Below are 17,597 nucleotides of genomic sequence, written 5' to 3'. Positions count from 1 at the left end.
TTTCGTTATACTTGCAGAAACACATTACGACGGGTATGCTCTCTCACAGGCACGAGATTTTTATGGAAGTGGCACGGCTGCTGAGCTTCACCAAAGCCAGTCAGACGCTCTTTATCAGCCAGTCGGCGGTCAGCAAGCATGTCAAGGCGCTGGAGGAGTATTACAAGACGGGGCTTTTTGAGCGGCTGGGAAACAATGTGGTGCTGACACCTGCCGGCAAGCTGCTGTATGAAAAATTGCTGGTTGCTAAACAGTTGCAGCACGAGCTTTATCAGGATTTCAAACAGGTGAGCGAGAACTTCTCTCCGCAAGTGAACATGGTGCTCGGCGCCAGTACCACGATCTCACTATACATCCTACCGCCTGTGCTCTCGGCATACCTGCAGAAAAACCCGAATGTGCAGCTCGATCTCAAGAACCGAAACAGCGAGAATATTCTGAAGGCCCTGCTCGATCATGAAATTGACCTAGGCATTGTGGAGGGCGTCAACAAAGTCAGTAACGTCACTTATATGCCTTTCCTGACGGATGAGGTCATCGCGGTATGCTCTTCACGTAACCCACTTAAAAAACAGCAACTGGAAATAGCTGATCTCTACGACATTCCGTTGGCCCTGCGCGAGCGCGGTTCGGGTACGCTCGCCGTTCTGGAGCAAGCCTTGGAGCAAAAAAAGGTGAAGCTGGGCGAACTGCCCATCAAGATAAGGCTGGGCGGTACAGAGGCTCTTAAGAATTTTGTGCGAGTCGATACCTGCCTTTCTTTCCTGCCCCGGCAGGCGGTGCTCAAAGAGCTGCAGTCCGGTGAATTGGTGCAGGTGCCCATACAGGGACTCACGATCAAGCGGAGTTTCAATTTCATCCAACGGAAGGGCACAGAGAACAATTTCCCTTACAAAAATTTCATTCAGTTTACCAAAAGGTATTATTCCAAAACGGAATAAGCTATTCCTAAAAGCTATTTTGTTTCGTCATATCGGAGAGGCTATTTGCCGTAAATACGGATATGCAAACAACATCACATTCCCTTTTGAGCCACCTTAGCACCCTGACTTGTTCCGGTTGTGGCAACCCTTACGACGCATTCGAAAAACAAACCGTTTCGCCTTGTTGCCACCTGCCTTTGCTGGCCGGCTATGCCCCTGATGTAATGCCTGAAAAAGAGGCTTTGTACAGCCGGGAAGGAACCATGTGGCGCTACCTTGAAATGTTGCCGGTGCTGCACGAAGAAAATATCGTAAGCCTCGGCGAAGGCTATACCCCGATTCTGCAACTCGCTAATCTGGCAAAGAAATATGAATTGCGCTCTTTGCAGCTAAAGGACGAAGGCCAGAACCCGACCGGCTCGTTCAAGGCCCGTGGACTGAGCATGGCTATCTCGAAAGCCAAAGAACATGGTGTGGAAGGCTGCATTGTACCAACCGCTGGCAATGCCGGCGTGGCAATGGCTGCCTATTGCGCCAAGGCAGGTATGCGTGCCGTGGTGGTAATGCCGCGCCATACGCCAAAGGCTTTTCGGGAAGAATGCTACTGGTATGGCGCTGAGGTGGTATTGGTGGATGGTCTGATCAACGACTGCGCCGCCAAGGCAAAGGAACTCAACAGCAATGGCGAGCTGCTGGACGTGTCGACACTGAAAGAGCCCTACCGCATCGAAGGAAAAAAAACCATGGGCTATGAAATAGCCGAGCAAGGCAACTGGAAGCTCCCCGACGTCATTCTATACCCTGCTGGCGGCGGCACCGGACTGATCGGAATCTGGAAAGCCTTCAAGGAAATGAAGAAGATAGGCTGGCTTCCGGAAAACGCCATACTGCCCCGCATGGTAGCGGTGCAGGCCGAAAACTGCCGTCCACTTGTCGAGACCTTTTACGGCAGGCAGGCCAATGCCCAAAATTACGTAGGTAAACCCACTATTGCCAACGGACTAGCCGTGCCGCGACCACTGGGTGAACAGTTGATGCTGCAAACACTTCAGGAATCCTGTGGTACGGCTATCAGCATCTCCGAGAACGAAATGATAAGCGGACTGAAAGAACTGGGCGCAAACGAAGGCCTGTTTGTCGCGCCCGAGGGTGCTGCCGTCTGGATGGCCACCCGCAAACTGGTCGATACGGGCTGCATCTCACCTGATGAAAAGATTCTCCTGCTCAACACCGGTTCCGGGCAGAAGTACATGGAGAACCTGTCAGATGTGTTTGCGCAAGAATAAACTTGCCATCAGCCTTTCCTAAACTTATAAAACACACTGAAGATAAACATAAAAAAGCCATAGCAGATCGTGCCTACCGCCACCAGAAAGAAGGCTGTATCTCCCACCATGCCGCCGCCTATAAAATCGAAAGCTGAATCGGTATCTCCGACCGCGTTTTCGTCTTGCTTGATAGCACCTCGCAGCAGAAAATAACCCAGTACGAGCAGGATAATGCCGCGTGCAAAGTATCCCGCCCATGCCAGCATGTGAATGATGCGCTTTTTATACGGCTCTAGTTCGTCTAGATCTAGGCGCTTGTTATAGGCTCCCTGTATCACGAACTGGAACTGTACCAAGCCAGTCAGCATAGTGACCACTCCAGCCGCCCCAATCAGCCATGGACCCGCGCCCCAAGCCAGTATTCTGGCGATCATGAGTTGCTGTTCCTCTTCACTGTTCCCTCCTCCTCCGGTCAGCACTTCGTAGGCTGAAAAGGCGATAAGTCCATAGCCTACGCCACTCAAGGCAACGCCTATCCTTTTGCCTATACCTTTCAGATTTTTCCCAAACTCGTATGGGTCCGTTATGGCCTCGAATATCCGCCAAGCAATATAACCGACCATACCGATCAGCACTACCCAGACCAGCACCTCCCCCAGTGTGTATTCGAGCAGATAATCCAATGCACGCTCTTCATCGGCATCGTCCTCAGACCTACCAAACAGTGACAGAATCGCCATGCTGCCAAGCAGTATATACACTATCCCGATGGAGACACAGCCGTAACGGGCCAGCCACTGCGCAATCTTTCTGTACTTTTTTGTCTACTATCATATGTGCTTTCTTGCCTGTCCTCCAACATCAGGCACTGTAAGCTGCCTCACTCTTTTGACGAGACACGTGATCTTTCTGTTATGCATTTAAATTATTAAGATGAAAAGCTTATCTTCACTAGCTCAACAGCAACTGCACTGTGGCGTTGCTGATACAAGCTATACAGCATACCTTATGACAACCATTGCACTGATTGCCCACAATAACAAAAAAACCGAATTGCTCAACTGGGTAAAGGAAAACCAACAGGCGCTGCGGCAATACAAATTGGTAGGCACCACCAATACTTCTAAGCTGATCAACGAACTGCTGGACATGAACATCGAGCCCTTCGGACACGGCCCCAGCGGCGGTGACATTCTGCTGGCCGCTCGCCTGCTGCAGGGTCAAATCCAAAAGGTAATTTTCTTCATCGACGTCGAAACTCCACACGGCCACGAACACGATATACAGACGCTTATCCGCACGGCGGTACTTAATAATATCCCCATCGCGTTGAATAAGGCTTCGGCTGATCTAATCGTGCTGGTGCGGAGTGAGGAGGTATAGGAAGGTCCGTTAAACTCCACACATAGTGCAGATAGTGGGAGTAGGTGTTCCTGCTAGCAGATAGTTGTAAGAAATACAAATGAAGAAAATTGTAATTATCGTTTTACTTTTCTGTAGCTCTTGCTCCTTCCATACCGCTGTGTCTTACAATCATCATAAGAAGGAAGAATATGTTCGAGACGAAGGCTTTATTTTGAAATGCACAAAGCAAGGGGCTAAAGGAGAAGATTACTTGATAATTGGTGCTTATACTCCCATTACTTATGGAAAAGGTTACTACGATCACTTAAAGGGTATAAAGTCAGAAAAAAAGGTAGAAATACTTGATGTAAAAGTGCTATTTGCTGAAACAGGAGACACTTTAGAGTTAGTCCACATAGGTAAACTTAAATCATTCTGGTTTCAGAATAAGAACCTAAGTTATATCATCGATAATAATAAAAGACTTAAAGTTACTGTGTATTTGCAGGACTTGGATACAGGCATAAAACGGGAAAAGGAATTTCAGTTAACAAGAAAAAAAAGAACTTATCCTACTGGAACCTTTCCCCACGCATAGAAAAGTACTCCTTACAACCACGTGTATACTCTATGCTGTGGCTGAAAGCCTTGCACATCGTCTACACCAGTCCGTTAGGTAGTGTTAAAATCGTATAAAATGGTTTATAAAATTGACTTAGAAGATTTAGAGAGTCTAAACCATCTACTCTTCGACGCCAGTGTTAAGTTTGAAGACCTTGAAAACTTAAGTATAGATAAGCCGATTGAAATTGAAGTAGAAAGACGGTGCTTCAAGAATGTAAAAAGGAAGAAATTCTTGTTTTGGACAAGCACCAGCTTTGGCGGCAAAACATCTCTAATCAAATTATCAGGAATAAAAGAAATTGTATTAGAAGGAGAAGACGACAAATTTAAAGACAATCACTTCATTGACGTGATAACCTTTAATCCTACAAGTAAGGCTCTGGAAATAGCTACAGTGTTTGGTTTGACTGTAAAATTTATACTTGGTAGCGGCTTCCAAGGAGAATTAGCAGACATCGGAGACAGTGATTTTGGAGCTGGTGGTTTATTTGGCTCTAAAGGTTTTACAAAAGAAGAGTGGGATGAGCATAAAAAATAACAGCCACCTAACAAATTTCAACCCTTATGCTTGACTACGCCTCGCTCACCAGCTGCCCAAGACGTTGTGTTTCATTTAGAAAAAAGAAATGAATAGAGATAAAACACCCCTATTTAGAAAGGTAAATACAAGAGCAAGAGGTGTTCGCCATAATTTTGGTGGTGATTTCAAAAATTCGAGGAACAAAAAACGAGAGACAATTGAGCAAACCAAAGGTTCAATGCATGGTAAAAAAGAAAGAGGACTTGATTATACACCTCTTTACAAATTTCTATTGTCAAAAGTTGGGAATGATTGGGAGGAAGTCCTAAGCGAAGCCAAATCTCGTTTGGATAAACCTGAACCTATATATAGGATAGTCGCTCTGAATGAAGATGAGAGAAAAGATTTTGTCAGAGTTGGAGAATCTACCTATTTCTCAGGAATGTACATTGACAATGATGGTAAATTACAGCTAACAAATCCTGAGCTAAGTGCGAAAGACTTGGCTCCATCCTGTGATTGTTGTACTCACACACTAAATGGGAAAGTGTTTGGAACTGAATAAAAAACGAAAACACAACGGCTCTGCTATAAGTTAACTAGGCCACCTTATAGCAGAGCCGTTGTAGGCTATTGCAATAACTACGATTACATGAGGATATCTAAAACATTTACCATTGAAACAGAAAGATTACTTCTGCGAATTTCTAAAGTTGATGATATTCCATTTGTATTTTCTGCAACGAGATTTGAAGGGTTTAACGATGGTATGGTGTGGGATGCCCCTGAAACTCCTGATGAATTAATTTCTGTCTATGAAAATATTGAAAAGGCATGGAATGAAGATTCAGCTTATAGTTTTACAATAATTAACAAAGATGAGGATTCTCTTGTAGGAAAAATATCTATTAGACGTGAAGCCGAACCAGACATATGGAATATTGGATTCTGGACACATCCGGAACAGCAAAACAAAGGATATATGACAGAATCCACAAAGGCAGTAATAAATTTTGGATTCGAGATTTTGGCTGCAAATAAGATTGTTGCTTGTCATGCACTTTGGAATAAAAAAAGCGAACGGGTTTTGAAAAAGGTTGGGATGTTCTTTTCAAGATATATTGAAAAAGGATATCTGAAAAGAGGGCAATGGATCCAAGAGAATCTACTTGAAATTAACAAAGTAGATTGGAAAAGATAATATCAAAAACCTATAGCAATGTGAATGGCGGATACATAATTATAAGTTACGTTTATAGAAGATAGTTGAATTCATCCCGATTGGACAATTTTTATCCTTGAATACCTCCACGTGCCTTACACGAGACCGGTTAAAAAGAATTATCAAACCAAAAACTAAAATGAGACCTACATTACTCAAACATTTACTCATCGTATTGCTGGCATTATCAACAGTAACAGCTTGTAAAAAAGACGATTTTCCTGTTAAAGACGCAGACAGCTATGGAAATATATCTTATTTCGCGAAAGCCTCGGGTAGTGGTGTAGAGAGAAGGGAAAATAAATCGGATGGCACCATGAATACCGTTGCTGTTGAGTGGTCCTCTGCCTCTATTTATGTAGAAAAAATAGCGTTTGTTGGGAAAAGTGACAACCTGCTTGATACTGTCATTTTCGTTGAAAAGAACATAGATATTTTCAATGCTGATGCTCTGGCGGGAATAATTAAATTACCGACAGGTTCTTACAAAGATGTGAAGGTTAAATTGTTTTGTCTCAAATCGAAAAATTCTGATCTGGCTTTTGACCTAAAAGGAACATTTAGAAATACAAAAGGAGGAATAGATCATGTAAGGGTAGGAAGCTCCTTTCCCTTCGAGGCAGATCTTACTGTTACAGACATAACAATCAATCCTTCCGACGAATACAAAGCGACTTTCACCTTTAACTTAGACAAAGTTATGACAGGTATCTCGACAGAGTTACTACAGACTGCAAGAAGCTTTAATCAGCCAGATAATAGCCTGCTGTATGTGATTTGGAAGGGTGGATCTGATGAAGAACCGTTCTACGACCAAGTTGTTGAGAATTGGCAAACTGTTGCAAGTGTTGTTGTTACTAAACAGTAACCTAACTAGCGTTACTCATATGCTGGTGCACGCGGGCCATGATCGTTTTTGTGATGCAAATTTCCAAGCTTTGTCCCCACGCCTCGGCTCTTGCCTCCACTTACCATAAATGGCTTCTAACGTTACCCCTAAAGTTCATACTCCGGTAAATGTCCAAACTACTAGCGCTTAGAGAAACGGCAAACTTAACACAGGAAGAGTTGGCTGAAAAGTCAGGGATCTCTGTGAGAACCATACAACGTATTGAATCGGGAACTGAACCCAAAGGCTATACCCTCAAGGCATTGGCCAAGGCGCTCGACGTGACGGAAAGCGAACTGCTTACCGAGAATACTATACCTGAACAAACAATTATACCTGATCAAACGGACTTAACATGGCTCAAGCTGATCAACCTATCCTCCCTCCCGTTCACCATCATTCCACCGGCCAATATCGTGCTCCCGCTTATCCTCATGTTTGCCAAGAAAGAGTTTACACCACTCACCAAGCAAATCGTGTCTGTTCAAATCTTGTGGACCATTCTGTCACCTATCATTTTCATGCTGGGTGCATTTATGAAGAACTGGTTTGACTTGGGAAACAAATTCACTATGGTTATTATGATCTTGTTAGTACTGTCCAATGTGTTCATCATCCTCCGGAATACGGCTGAGCTCGACAAAAACAAACGGCTGTACATCAAACTAAATTTCAGCATCATATAAGCCCGTTGCCACATTGGCGGGTCCCTGTCGTGTTATTGGCGGCCAAATTTTTTCTGAAAATCTTACCAGTTGCAGACCTTTGTCATAAAAAAAAAAACATACCCATGGCAAAGCGTATATTTTTCAGCACGTTATTCCTTCTACTTTGCTCCCTTGATTTGAGGGCCCAAGTAGACAGAAGCTCTCCCCTCTTTCTCGAACTCAAGCAGCAGGACAGCATCTTTTTTGAAAGAGGTTTTAACCAATGCAACATGGTATACCTTGAGCAAGCTGTTGCGGATGATCTAAAGTTTTTTCACGACCAAGGCGGTTATCAGGACCGAATAGCCTTTCTGGAGAACACCAGAAAAAACATCTGCTCCAACCCTGCTAAAAAACCCATCAGAAAACTGGACGAAGCGAGTCTGGAAGTCTTTCCGCTTTACAACAATGGAGAGCTATATGGAGCTATCCAGCATGGCATCCACCATTTTTATATTAGAGAGGCAGGAAAAGAAGACTTCTGGACAGGTACAGCTCGCTTCTCCTCAGTATGGGTGCAAGAAAATGGCGACTGGAAACTGAGCGAAGTCTTAAGCTACGACCATCATGAACCACGCCCAGAGAAACAGCGGGCAGATGCGATAGGGCAGCTGCTACAAGAGAACCGTGTGCCAGCCATGGGCTTGGGCATTATAGAAAACGGGAAACTGACCAAAGTAGAAGTCTACGGTACGCTGGATGGTAAAAAGACAGCCCCGTACAATACTATCTTCAAAGTAGCTTCTTTAACCAAGCCCATCGTAGCGCTCACCGCCCTAAAGCTTATTGACAAGGGCTTGCTAGATTTAGAGGAGCCGTTGTATAAGTATTGGATTGACCCTGATCTCAAGAAAGACAAGCGGTATAAAAAACTTACGCCAAGGCTCGTGCTTTCCCACCAAACAGGTTTCCCAAACTGGCGGTATATGGCCACGTCTAACAAGCTAGCTTTTGAATTTGAGCCCGGAACAAAGTACCAGTACTCCGGCGAAGGCTTTGAGTATCTGAGAAAGTCGATTGAAAAAAAGCTGGGCAAAAGCATGGAGGAGCTTGCCGCGGAGTTCCTGTTTATACCTGCAGGTATAGACGACACTCGGTTCTGGTGGAATACCTCCATGGACGAGTCAAGGTATGCGCATAACTTCGACGCTGAAGGGACACAGCTCCCCACAACCCAATATTATGAGGCCAATGCGGCGGCCAATCTTCTGACAACCGTAGAGGATTTCGGAAATTTTCTGGCTTATGTGTTAAACGGAGCAGAGTTGTCAGCTTCAGTTTTAGAAGAGATGCACAAAAGTCAAGTGCAACTGCGTAAAGATGACTACTTTGGGCTTGGCTGGGAAAAACTGACAGGGTTTAGCAATGGCGAATATGCTTTGCTTCATACAGGAAAAGACCCGGGCGTAAGCGCACTGTCCGTTATTTTTCCAAAGTCAAAAAACGGGTATCTGATCTTCTTAAATGGTGATAATGTGGACAAGGTATACGAAGAGATGCTCACCAAGCACCTATACCTTGGGCAGGAATTGTGGGATAAGAAATGAAGCCATTTATCACATTTAAATTAACTTGAAAAACGCCTTCACAACGCCATGGAAATCACCTACAAATCAGACCTGACGCCAGACACGCAGCTGATCATCGACCTCTACAACAGCTCAGGCATAAACCGCCCGACAACTAATCACGGGCGCATCGCTAAGATGTATGCCAATTCCAATTTGGTGATAACGGCTTGGGATGATGAGCAGCTCGTAGGTATAGCCCGCTCGCTCACCGATTTCTGCTATGCTTGCTATCTGTCAGACCTTGCTGTGCGCAAAGAATACCAGAAAGAAGGCATCGGCAGGCAGCTGATCGCATTGACAAGGGAAGTCATCGGAGAGCAAACAATGCTGCTGTTACTTTCTGCCCGGGCAGCAATGGATTACTACCCAAAAATGGGATTCGATAAAGTGGAAAACGGATTCATGATGAAACGCAGCGAGTAGCCGATTTTACTCTTTTGCAACCGCATAAGCTCGTTCCAGTAAAAGAGGGCGTACACCTATACTTAAAGCAAAGGCATACGCACCTTATGGAAAAATTCTTTTTCGACAACTGGGACAGTATTTTCAGAACATTCACCATCACCATTCTGGCATACATTGCCATAGTTTTGCTATTGCGCTCATCGGGCAAGCGAACGCTCTCTAAAATGAATGCCTTCGATTTTATTGTAACAGTGGCTTTGGGCTCAGCACTCGCCGCAGTCTCGCTTAACAAAAGTGTACCGCTGGCAGATGGTGTACTGGCATTTTTCCTACTGATTTTCCTGCAGTACGCCATTACTTGGCTCTCGGTGCGTGTAAAGCAAGTCAAGCGAATTATAACCAGTCAGCCTACCCTGCTGCTTTACAAAGGAGAAGTGTTACAGGATATTCTTAAAAGAGAGCGCATCACCATAGAAGAGATTAATTCCGCCGCACGCTCCAAAGGGCAGGAAGACTTGTCCAAAATTGATGTGATGATCTTGGAATCCACAGGTGACATAACGGTTATACCTACGTTAAAATCAGACTCCCCTAACGCTTTAAAAGACGCCGAAAATTTTCCGCGGTGAAATTAGGCTACACAGCGAGACTTCAACCCCAATTAACTATTACTTACTAGCTGTCAGCATCGCCAGACAAGCTACAGCATCAATTTGTCCGGGCATTTCCTCTGCCTACGCCCAAAATTCCCTGTGTTTTATTAACTTGCATTTTCAACAGGTTCTTATTCACCCTTGCTTAACCCTACGCACGCTCGATGAACATCATCCGAAACCTGAAGATCAGGGATAAACTCCTCCTCCTACTGGCCCTGCTCCTCTTTCCGCTTATCTATTTTGTAGCCGTTACGGTGCAGCGCGAACTCGAGGAGAATGACAAACTGCAGGACGAAATCGTACAGCTGACAGAATCAGAGAAAATATCGACACTGTTGCATGCTTTTCAGCGGGAGCGGGCTCGCATCTTGGCAGCCGCTTCCGGCGACTCTATCTTCATACTCGATGCCCGGGCGCAAAGAAACCTGACCGATGCCGCCGCTCGTGACCTCGTCGACTTCCTGAGCGAAACCAATCGCTCCTTCCCTGCCATTTCCGCCTTGCAAGATCTCAACAAGTACCGCAACGATCTGGATCAGGGTCTCTTGGATGTGCTGGACTTCCGGCGCTACTCCACCGGTCTGCTGTTTAACATGCTCAACCGCATGGATGCCAGCGCCACCGGTATAAGCAATGCCGAGATTGGCCGCAAGCTGATCAGTTTTAAAAGTCTTTCTGAGGCCAAGATCCAACTTGGCCGCATGCGCAGCCTGCTCATGAAATCCATTCAGGAAGGCATTTTCTCCTATCAGGATTATGCCCTTTTGATGACTCAATACAATGGCCACACGACATCTTTAGAGGACTTTTACCGCTACGCCGACGAAGCCACTGTGGGTGAGGTGCAGGAAATTGTGGTGTCAGATTCCTATAAACAGGCTATTGCTGTGGTACAGCGCCTTGAGCAGGATCCGGATTTTGATTTGAACAACGTTAATGCCGGCACGGTTTACAGCCTGTATACCACCAATATTGAGGCGCTCCGAACAGCTGAAAAACACCTGATCCAAAACATCAGAACACAGGTAGAGGACGAGAGCGCAAACAAGGAGCGCTACCTGCAGATGCTGTTCGTTATGCTGCTGCTCATTCTGGCTCTTACGGGTTTGCTTTCCTACTACATCATCAGCCTAATCTCTAATTCACTCGCCACCCTCAAAAACGCCGCCGACCGCATCAGGCTGGGCGCTACCGACGTGAAAGTGGATATTGAAAGTGAAGACGAAATCGGCAGTGTGGCCTCTTCTTTCAGAGGCGTGGTGAACAAAACTGTATCGCTGTCTCGGGTGGCACAAGCCATTGGTGAGGGCCGGTACGATGTGGAGGTGGATGTGCAAAGCGAAGAGGATATGCTAAGTCTCTCCATCCGGGACATGAAAGACAACCTGCAGCGCTTTACGACCGAGAATGCAAACCGCAACTGGGTGCTGACCGGTGTGGCAGAGCTCAGCAACCTGATCGGGGGCGAAAATACCCTCGATAAAGTGGCCAAGCATGCTCTCTCCTACCTCTGCAACTATACCGACTCCGAGGCGGGCGTGCTATACCTGCACAACAACAACGGTAAACTGGAGCCCGCCGCCAGCCATGGTGTGCAGCAAAACAAAGAGCAGCTGCCCGTGTTTGAGATCGGAACCGGCACCGTGGGCCAAGCTGTAAGCGAGCGTAAAGTGAAGGTATTGGAAGGGGTGCAGGAAGAATACCTACGCATCCGCACTGGCCTGACGGATATTGAGCCAGCCACAGTCTTGATCATTCCGCTTTACTTCGGCAACACTGTAGTCGGTGCGCTGGAACTAGCCTCGCGCAAAGCATACTCTGAAGTGCAGCGCCGTTTGCTGGACTCCGCCGCCGAACGTGTTTCGGTACTCATCCATACCTTGAAAGCGCACCTGCAGACACAAGAACTGCTCTACGAAACCCAGAATCAAGCCGAGGAACTTGAAACCCAGCAGGAAGAACTGCGCCAGCTCAATGCCGAGTTGAAAGCATCGGAAGAAGAGCTGCGCGTGAACCAAGAGGAACTGCAGGAGAAGAACGCCGAACTGGAAGAGAAGGCACAACTGCTGGAAGAACAGTACGAAGCGCTTGGTGCCAAAAACAAAGCCCTCGAAGATGCCCGTGAAGCCATCGAACTGAAAATACATCAAGTGGAGACGGTGAGCAAGTATAAGAGCGACTTCTTAGCCAACATGAGCCATGAACTCCGCACGCCGCTCAACAGTATTCTCATCCTGTCGCGCCTGCTGGCTGATAACACTGAAAATACGCTCTCGACGAAGCAGGTTGACCACGCCCAGATCATCCACAAGTCAGGCAACGACCTGCTGAGATTGATTAATGAGATTCTGGACCTGTCCAAGATCGAGTCGGGGATGGTGAAACTGGAGACCGAGGAACTGAAGCTGGCCGACATCTCGATGGAGCCTATGTTTAAGGAGCTGGCCGCCAAGAAGAAGATCAACTTTAAAGAGCGTCATGTGCCGGGTGTCTTCGACAACATCACCACAGACCGCTTCCGACTGGAGCAGATCCTTAAAAATTTCATCGGCAACGCCATTAAGTTTACAGACGAAGGGGGCGAAGTTGAGTTTAAGGTATACCCTGTCACACAGCGGCCTGCCTTTAAATCGGCACAACTGCGCGATACGCAGGATGTGGTGGCCTTTGCCGTGCGCGACACAGGTATAGGCATACCGCAGGACAAACAGGATGTGGTTTTTGAAGCTTTCCAGCAAGCTGACACCTCTACCACTCGCAAGTATGGCGGCACCGGACTGGGCCTGACTATCAGCAAAGAGCTGGCGACCCTGCTGGGCGGTGAACTAATGCTGGAGAGTGAGCCGGGCAAGGGCAGCACCTTTACGCTATACCTGCCGCGTGTTCCTTTCGGCGCAACAAACGGAGCGGCTATACCTGAGCAGCGCCAAGCTCCTGCCTACACCCCTTCAGTCGCTCAGCCTGCCCCAGTGCAAAGCTCATCACCTGCACAGCAAAAGAGCCAAAGCATGGGCCAAGTGTTCCTCAACATGGAGCGACAGGACAAGAAGGACATCTGCGTGCTGATTGTGGAAGACGACAAAGGCTTCAGCGACATTCTCGCTGATTTTGCGGCTGCCAAGAACTTTAAGGTGCACCAAGCCTTCACTGGTGCCGAGGGTCTGCAACTCGCCCGCGAAAAGAAACCGGACGCCATGCTGCTCGACATACACCTGCCGGACATGACCGGCTGGGACGTGCTCAAGCAAGTGCGCGAAGACAAAGACCTGCGCCACATCAACGTGCATGTGATGTCCGCCTACGACAAGGAGGTAATTGGGGAGCATGTCGAGAATGAAGAGTACCTGCCAAAGCCGGTCACGCTGGAGATGCTCAATAAAGCATTCAGCTCTATTTCTGAGAAGTCAGGCGCCGCTATTGAGAATATCCTGATCGTGGAGGACAACGAGATCGAGAACAAAGCCGTGGCTGAACTGCTGCTGGCCCACGGACTCAAGTCTACCTCCGCTTACTCCGCTGAAGAGGCCGAGAAGGTGCTGGCCAAGCAAAAGGTGGACTGCATCATCCTCGACCTCAACCTGCCGGGTATGAAAGGCTATGACTGGATGAAGAAGATCAAGTCGCAGACCAAACTGGGTGACATCCCGATCATCATCTACTCCGGCAAAGACCTGAGTGAAGAAGAGGAAACCAAGCTGAAGGAATTCGCCAACACGATCATCATCAAAAACGAGTACTCCTACCTGCGCCTGCTGGATGAAGTGCAGCTCTTCCTGCACAAGGTGAACCAGAAACTGCCGCCGGGCAACGAGTTCAAGATGAAGCTGCACGTGCCGGAAGAGGTGCTGCGCGGTAAGAAAATACTGGTAGTGGACGACGATGTGCGCAATATCTACTCGCTGAGCAGTCTGCTGGAGTTGCACGGCATGCAGGTGGTCGCCGCCTACGATGGTAAAGAGGCCCTGCAAAAGCTTGATACCGAGAAAGGTATAGACATGGTACTGATGGACGTGATGATGCCGGAAATGGACGGTATAGAAGCGACAAAACGAATCCGGACGGATTTACGTTTTAAGCAACTGCCGATTATTTCACTCACCGCGAAGGCCATGAAAGAAGACAGAGAAAAATGCATAGAAGCCGGGGCTTCTGACTATATTCCCAAACCAGTGGATACCGACAAATTGCTCACCCTGATGCGCGTTTGGCTGTATGAAGCTTGAGAATGAGGAGCTGTTTGAGCAGGAGGTAGAGGCGCTCATCAAGGAAATACACACACAGTACGGATACGATTTCAGCGGCTATGCACGGGCCTCCGTGTACCGCCGCATTAAGCGCTTTCTGGGACAGAAGCATTTGCAGAGCATCGAAGACCTGCGGAAGTTTCTGTTCACGGACAGTTTCTTCTTCGAGAATTTTCTGCAGGAAATTACCGTGAACGTGACGGAGATGTTCCGCGACCCGACTTTTTACAAGTCGCTGCGCGAGAATGTGCTGCCGATTCTGTCGACCTATCCCTTCATCAAGATCTGGGATGCGGGCTGTTCCACTGGAGAGGAGCTTTTTTCACTGGCTATTCTACTAGAGGAGGAAGGCTTGTTGGGCAGATCGAAAATATACGCTACCGACATCAACCAGAAGGTGTTGCGTCAGGCAAAGGAAGGTATTTTTTCGGCGTCCAACATGGCAGGCTATACCGCGTCTTATTATGCGGCAGGCGGCAAGCGCGACTTTGCCGACTACTATACCAGCAATTACGGCAATGTGAAGTTCAACTCCTCGCTGATCAAAAACGTGGTGTTCTATCCGCATAATCTGGCCACGGACACCTCCTTCAATGAGTTTCACCTGATTGTGTGCCGCAACGTGTTGATTTACTTTAACCGGGAGTTACAGGAGCGGGTATACCGCCTTTTCGACGAGAGTCTGGTGAGTCTGGGCTATCTGGCGCTCGGCAAAAAAGAAACGCTGTCCATGTCTGGCATCAGCAACAGTTATGACCTAGTAGACAAAAACAATCGCATATACCGTAAAACCAATTGATGGATAGCTCTTCCAAACTGATTGTGATAGGTGGCTCGTGGGGTGGCATACAGGCTTCGATGAAGATATTGCAGGGCCTACCCGCTGACTTCAGCATTCCCATCGTGCTGGTGCTGCACCGTTTGCGAAACCAAGAAGGCAGTCTGCAGGAGCTCTTCGAAAAGAAACTGACCCTGAAAGCGATCGAAATCGATGACAAAACTCCGATAGAATCGGGCCATGTATACATTGCCCCGGCCAACTACCACGTGCTGCTCGAAAAGGACCATACTTTCTCGCTCGACGATTCCGAGTTGGAGAACTACTCACGTCCCTCCATCGACGTGACATTTACCAGCGCAGCCGATGTTTTTGGAAAAAATACAGTGGCAGTGCTACTTAGTGGGGCCAGCAGAGACGGAAGTTCAGGATTAAAAGCTATATTTGAAAAACGAGGCATGGTCATCGCACAGGACCCGGCCGAGGCAGAAGTTGCTACTATGCCACTTGCTGCCATTAACAGCATACCCGGCTGTAGTATCATGAATGTTGAGCGCATACACGCCTATTTGCTATCCTTACATGAACACTGACCACGACACGAAACTAACTACCGCACCTACTGACACGCAGCCAGTAAAGATCATGCTGGTGGACGACAAGGAAGAAAACCTTGTCAGCCTTGAAAGCCTGCTGTTTGAAGAAGGTGATAACATTACATACCTATTCGCCAACTCCGGAGAAGAAGCGCTCAAAATGGCGCTTCAGGAGGAACTCGCCCTTATTTTGCTGGATGTGCAGATGCCCGGCATGAACGGGTATGAAGTGGCGCGCTACCTGCGTGACATTTCTAAAACAAGGGATGTACCGATCATCTTTGTTACGGCCATTCACCAACAGGATGTACACGTGATTGAGGGATTTGAGGCAGGTGCTGTGGACTTTCTGTTCAAACCCCTGCACCCTGCTATCACCAAAGCCAAAGTAGCCGCCTTCGTGCGTTTTTATCTGCAAAAAAAAGAGCTGGAGCGCGCCAACAAGCGTGCGCAGGAGATCAACAGGGAGCTTGAGGAACGGGTAAAGGCTCGCACTGCTGAACTCACACGGGTGAATAAAGACCTCGATAATTTTGTGTATACCGCCTCGCACGATCTCAAAGCCCCTATCAACAACATCGAGGGACTGGCGGTGGCCCTTAAAGAGGTGCTCGATAGCCCGGAGCCTGATCACGATGAACTGAACATCATCATGGCTATGATACAGGATGCCATCAGTAGGTTCAAGCTCACGCTGATGGACCTGACTGAAGTGGCGAAGCTACAGCATCAGGATGAAACTGCGAGTGAGAGCGTTCGGTTTGAAGAACTGATCGATGACATAACACTCAACATTCAGGATCTGATCTTAAAGTATGATGCAACGATCGATACGGACTTTTCAGAAGCCCCCGAAATAGTCTTCTCCCGTAAGAATCTCCGCAGCATCATCTATAACTTAGTTTCAAATGCGATCAAATACAGCTCTCCCGGCCGAAAACCGGAGATAGAGGTCAGCACCTATTCGGAAGGGACCTTCACCGTGTTGCGTGTTAAAGACAACGGCCTCGGACTGAAGAAAGAAGACAGAGACAAGGTATTTGGCATGTTCAAGCGCCTGCACGCCCATGTAGAAGGCACCGGCGTAGGGCTCGCCATCGTCAAGCGGATCGTAGAGAACTGCGACGGCAAGATCGAGTTCGACAGTGAACTGGGCAAAGGATCGGAGTTCAGGATATTCCTGAGAGGAGCGTAGAGAGTATAAAGTTTAGAAATTTGAGGGCGCACAGGATGCGCTCTTTTTATTTGGAGCTATTCCCACTCTGCAACTGAAACAAACCTGAAATTAGAACAACCAGTAAAGAGCAGGAATTTAATCTGCGCTGACGATAGTCTAACCCAGTCGCCCTAACTAAGGTATAGCACAGGTATGGACAATCTCTCCGCAGCACTCACTATTCTCTCGGCTATGATTACCCCGGCCATTCTGATCATGGCCAGTGGCTCCCTTATCCTGACTACCTCCCAGCGCCTGAGCCGTAGCATGGAACGAGTCCGCAAACTGGCTGACCAGTACAGCACCCTGACAGGCAAAGAAGCGCTCTCTCAATCAGATTTGGCTGAAAAGGGTTTTCTGTTGGAGCTGCTGATGCGCGCCACCCGCCGGTGCCGCCTGCTGCAACGCGCCATGACGAGCCTATACCTGACCCTCGGTGTATTCGTCGCCACCAGCATCGCCATTGCCCTGTTCGACGTGCTGAACCTCCCCTACGCTTGGGCGATCACCATGCTCAGCCTGATCGGGGCCGGCCTGCTGTTCTACGCCAGTTTGCTGCTGATAGTGGAGTCAAGGATTGCCTTGCAGGCCGTAGATCGAGAGATGGACTGGGTGATGAGAGTGAGTAAGTAGA

Annotated in this window: 18 protein-coding genes; 17 read left to right on the top strand and 1 reads right to left on the bottom strand. The window is 47.7% G+C overall.

What is annotated here, in order from left to right; all coding sequences use genetic code 11:
- Positions 1-11 precede the first annotated feature (11 nt).
- Together Q1A04_RS15495 and Q1A04_RS15490 are read left to right on the top strand one after the other, a co-directional pair.
- Positions 12-941, top strand: coding sequence for a LysR family transcriptional regulator (locus tag Q1A04_RS15495; protein WP_299707823.1), 930 nt, complete (start codon positions 12-14; stop codon positions 939-941).
- A 62-nt stretch (positions 942-1,003) separates the two neighbouring features.
- Positions 1,004-2,209 carry a threonine synthase gene (locus Q1A04_RS15490; protein ID WP_299707822.1) on the top strand — a complete coding sequence of 402 codons (1,206 nt, stop codon included), beginning with the start codon at positions 1,004-1,006 and terminating at the stop codon, positions 2,207-2,209.
- A gap of 8 nt (positions 2,210-2,217) precedes the next feature.
- On the opposite strand, the gene Q1A04_RS15485 is transcribed toward Q1A04_RS15490, so the two are convergent.
- Positions 2,218-2,961, bottom strand: a complete 744-nt coding sequence (locus tag Q1A04_RS15485) for a DUF1206 domain-containing protein (RefSeq protein WP_299708832.1) — start codon at positions 2,959-2,961, stop codon at positions 2,218-2,220.
- A gap of 238 nt (positions 2,962-3,199) precedes the next feature.
- Between Q1A04_RS15485 and Q1A04_RS15480 the strand changes: the two genes are divergently transcribed.
- The 15 genes from Q1A04_RS15480 to Q1A04_RS15410 all read left to right on the top strand — a co-directional run bounded on the left by Q1A04_RS15480 (position 3,200) and on the right by Q1A04_RS15410 (position 17,596).
- Positions 3,200-3,574, top strand: coding sequence for a methylglyoxal synthase (locus tag Q1A04_RS15480; protein ID WP_299707820.1), 375 nt, complete (start codon positions 3,200-3,202; stop codon positions 3,572-3,574).
- Between the two features lie 79 nt (positions 3,575-3,653).
- Complete coding sequence (locus tag Q1A04_RS15475) at positions 3,654-4,133, top strand: hypothetical protein (RefSeq protein WP_299707818.1); 480 nt, start codon at positions 3,654-3,656, stop codon at positions 4,131-4,133.
- Positions 4,134-4,232: 99 nt separating this feature from the next.
- On the top strand, positions 4,233-4,697 hold the full coding sequence (locus Q1A04_RS15470) for a hypothetical protein (protein ID WP_299707816.1): 465 nt from the start codon (positions 4,233-4,235) through the stop codon (positions 4,695-4,697).
- 88 nt (positions 4,698-4,785) lie between these two features.
- The gene (locus Q1A04_RS15465) at positions 4,786-5,244 is read left to right on the top strand and encodes a hypothetical protein (RefSeq protein WP_299707814.1); all 459 of its coding nucleotides are present in this window, start codon (positions 4,786-4,788) and stop codon (positions 5,242-5,244) included.
- A gap of 87 nt (positions 5,245-5,331) precedes the next feature.
- A complete protein-coding gene (locus Q1A04_RS15460; protein ID WP_299707812.1) occupies positions 5,332-5,880 on the top strand; it encodes a GNAT family protein in 549 nt (182 codons plus the stop codon).
- A gap of 160 nt (positions 5,881-6,040) precedes the next feature.
- On the top strand, positions 6,041-6,769 hold the full coding sequence (locus tag Q1A04_RS15455) for a hypothetical protein (RefSeq protein WP_299707810.1): 729 nt from the start codon (positions 6,041-6,043) through the stop codon (positions 6,767-6,769).
- A 149-nt stretch (positions 6,770-6,918) separates the two neighbouring features.
- On the top strand, positions 6,919-7,476 hold the full coding sequence (locus Q1A04_RS15450) for a helix-turn-helix domain-containing protein (protein WP_299707809.1): 558 nt from the start codon (positions 6,919-6,921) through the stop codon (positions 7,474-7,476).
- A 104-nt stretch (positions 7,477-7,580) separates the two neighbouring features.
- Positions 7,581-9,044 carry a class A beta-lactamase-related serine hydrolase gene (locus Q1A04_RS15445; protein WP_299707807.1) on the top strand — a complete coding sequence of 488 codons (1,464 nt, stop codon included), beginning with the start codon at positions 7,581-7,583 and terminating at the stop codon, positions 9,042-9,044.
- 48 nt (positions 9,045-9,092) lie between these two features.
- The gene (locus Q1A04_RS15440; protein ID WP_299707805.1) at positions 9,093-9,491 is read left to right on the top strand and encodes a GNAT family N-acetyltransferase; all 399 of its coding nucleotides are present in this window, start codon (positions 9,093-9,095) and stop codon (positions 9,489-9,491) included.
- A gap of 86 nt (positions 9,492-9,577) precedes the next feature.
- Positions 9,578-10,102: a DUF421 domain-containing protein gene (locus Q1A04_RS15435; RefSeq protein WP_299707803.1), complete on the top strand. Its 525-nt coding sequence runs from the start codon at positions 9,578-9,580 to the stop codon at positions 10,100-10,102.
- A 188-nt stretch (positions 10,103-10,290) separates the two neighbouring features.
- A complete protein-coding gene (locus tag Q1A04_RS15430) occupies positions 10,291-14,352 on the top strand; it encodes a response regulator (RefSeq protein ID WP_299707801.1) in 4,062 nt (1,353 codons plus the stop codon).
- Positions 14,342-15,172: a protein-glutamate O-methyltransferase CheR gene (locus Q1A04_RS15425; protein ID WP_299707799.1), complete on the top strand. Its 831-nt coding sequence runs from the start codon at positions 14,342-14,344 to the stop codon at positions 15,170-15,172. Before Q1A04_RS15430 ends, Q1A04_RS15425 begins: the two co-directional genes overlap by 11 nt.
- A complete protein-coding gene (locus tag Q1A04_RS15420; protein ID WP_299707797.1) occupies positions 15,172-15,744 on the top strand; it encodes a chemotaxis protein CheB in 573 nt (190 codons plus the stop codon). Before Q1A04_RS15425 ends, Q1A04_RS15420 begins: the two co-directional genes overlap by 1 nt.
- Entirely contained in the window at positions 15,734-16,942 is a 1,209-nt protein-coding gene (locus Q1A04_RS15415) for a hybrid sensor histidine kinase/response regulator (RefSeq protein ID WP_299707796.1), read from the top strand. Before Q1A04_RS15420 ends, Q1A04_RS15415 begins: the two co-directional genes overlap by 11 nt.
- A 174-nt stretch (positions 16,943-17,116) precedes the next feature.
- Positions 17,117-17,596, top strand: a complete 480-nt coding sequence (locus tag Q1A04_RS15410; RefSeq protein WP_299707794.1) for a DUF2721 domain-containing protein — start codon at positions 17,117-17,119, stop codon at positions 17,594-17,596.
- Position 17,597: the final 1 nt, after the last annotated feature.

Origin of the sequence: uncultured Pontibacter sp. (assembly GCF_947499215.1) — a bacterium.
Classification (GTDB): domain Bacteria; phylum Bacteroidota; class Bacteroidia; order Cytophagales; family Hymenobacteraceae; genus Pontibacter.
The sequence above is the reverse complement of the archived record's forward strand: the minus strand, read 5'-3'. Positions and strand labels throughout refer to the sequence as shown.

Bases quoted from the DNA above. Each gene is read 5' to 3' on its own strand.
- Q1A04_RS15435 (WP_299707803.1), top strand. From the start codon at position 9,578: ATGGAAAAATTCTTTTTCGACAACTGGGACAGTATTTTCAGAACATTC.
- Q1A04_RS15480 (WP_299707820.1), top strand. From the start codon at position 3,200: ATGACAACCATTGCACTGATTGCCCACAATAACAAAAAAACCGAATTG.
- Q1A04_RS15440 (WP_299707805.1), top strand. From the start codon at position 9,093: ATGGAAATCACCTACAAATCAGACCTGACGCCAGACACGCAGCTGATC.
- Q1A04_RS15425 (WP_299707799.1), top strand. From the start codon at position 14,342: ATGAAGCTTGAGAATGAGGAGCTGTTTGAGCAGGAGGTAGAGGCGCTC.
- Q1A04_RS15415 (WP_299707796.1), top strand. From the start codon at position 15,734: ATGAACACTGACCACGACACGAAACTAACTACCGCACCTACTGACACG.
- Q1A04_RS15450 (WP_299707809.1), top strand. From the start codon at position 6,919: ATGTCCAAACTACTAGCGCTTAGAGAAACGGCAAACTTAACACAGGAA.
- Q1A04_RS15410 (WP_299707794.1), top strand. From the start codon at position 17,117: ATGGACAATCTCTCCGCAGCACTCACTATTCTCTCGGCTATGATTACC.
- Q1A04_RS15470 (WP_299707816.1), top strand. From the start codon at position 4,233: ATGGTTTATAAAATTGACTTAGAAGATTTAGAGAGTCTAAACCATCTA.
- Q1A04_RS15420 (WP_299707797.1), top strand. From the start codon at position 15,172: ATGGATAGCTCTTCCAAACTGATTGTGATAGGTGGCTCGTGGGGTGGC.
- Q1A04_RS15430 (WP_299707801.1), top strand. From the start codon at position 10,291: ATGAACATCATCCGAAACCTGAAGATCAGGGATAAACTCCTCCTCCTA.
- Q1A04_RS15490 (WP_299707822.1), top strand. From the start codon at position 1,004: ATGCAAACAACATCACATTCCCTTTTGAGCCACCTTAGCACCCTGACT.
- Q1A04_RS15460 (WP_299707812.1), top strand. From the start codon at position 5,332: ATGAGGATATCTAAAACATTTACCATTGAAACAGAAAGATTACTTCTG.
- Q1A04_RS15445 (WP_299707807.1), top strand. From the start codon at position 7,581: ATGGCAAAGCGTATATTTTTCAGCACGTTATTCCTTCTACTTTGCTCC.
- Q1A04_RS15465 (WP_299707814.1), top strand. From the start codon at position 4,786: ATGAATAGAGATAAAACACCCCTATTTAGAAAGGTAAATACAAGAGCA.
- Q1A04_RS15455 (WP_299707810.1), top strand. From the start codon at position 6,041: ATGAGACCTACATTACTCAAACATTTACTCATCGTATTGCTGGCATTA.
- Q1A04_RS15475 (WP_299707818.1), top strand. From the start codon at position 3,654: ATGAAGAAAATTGTAATTATCGTTTTACTTTTCTGTAGCTCTTGCTCC.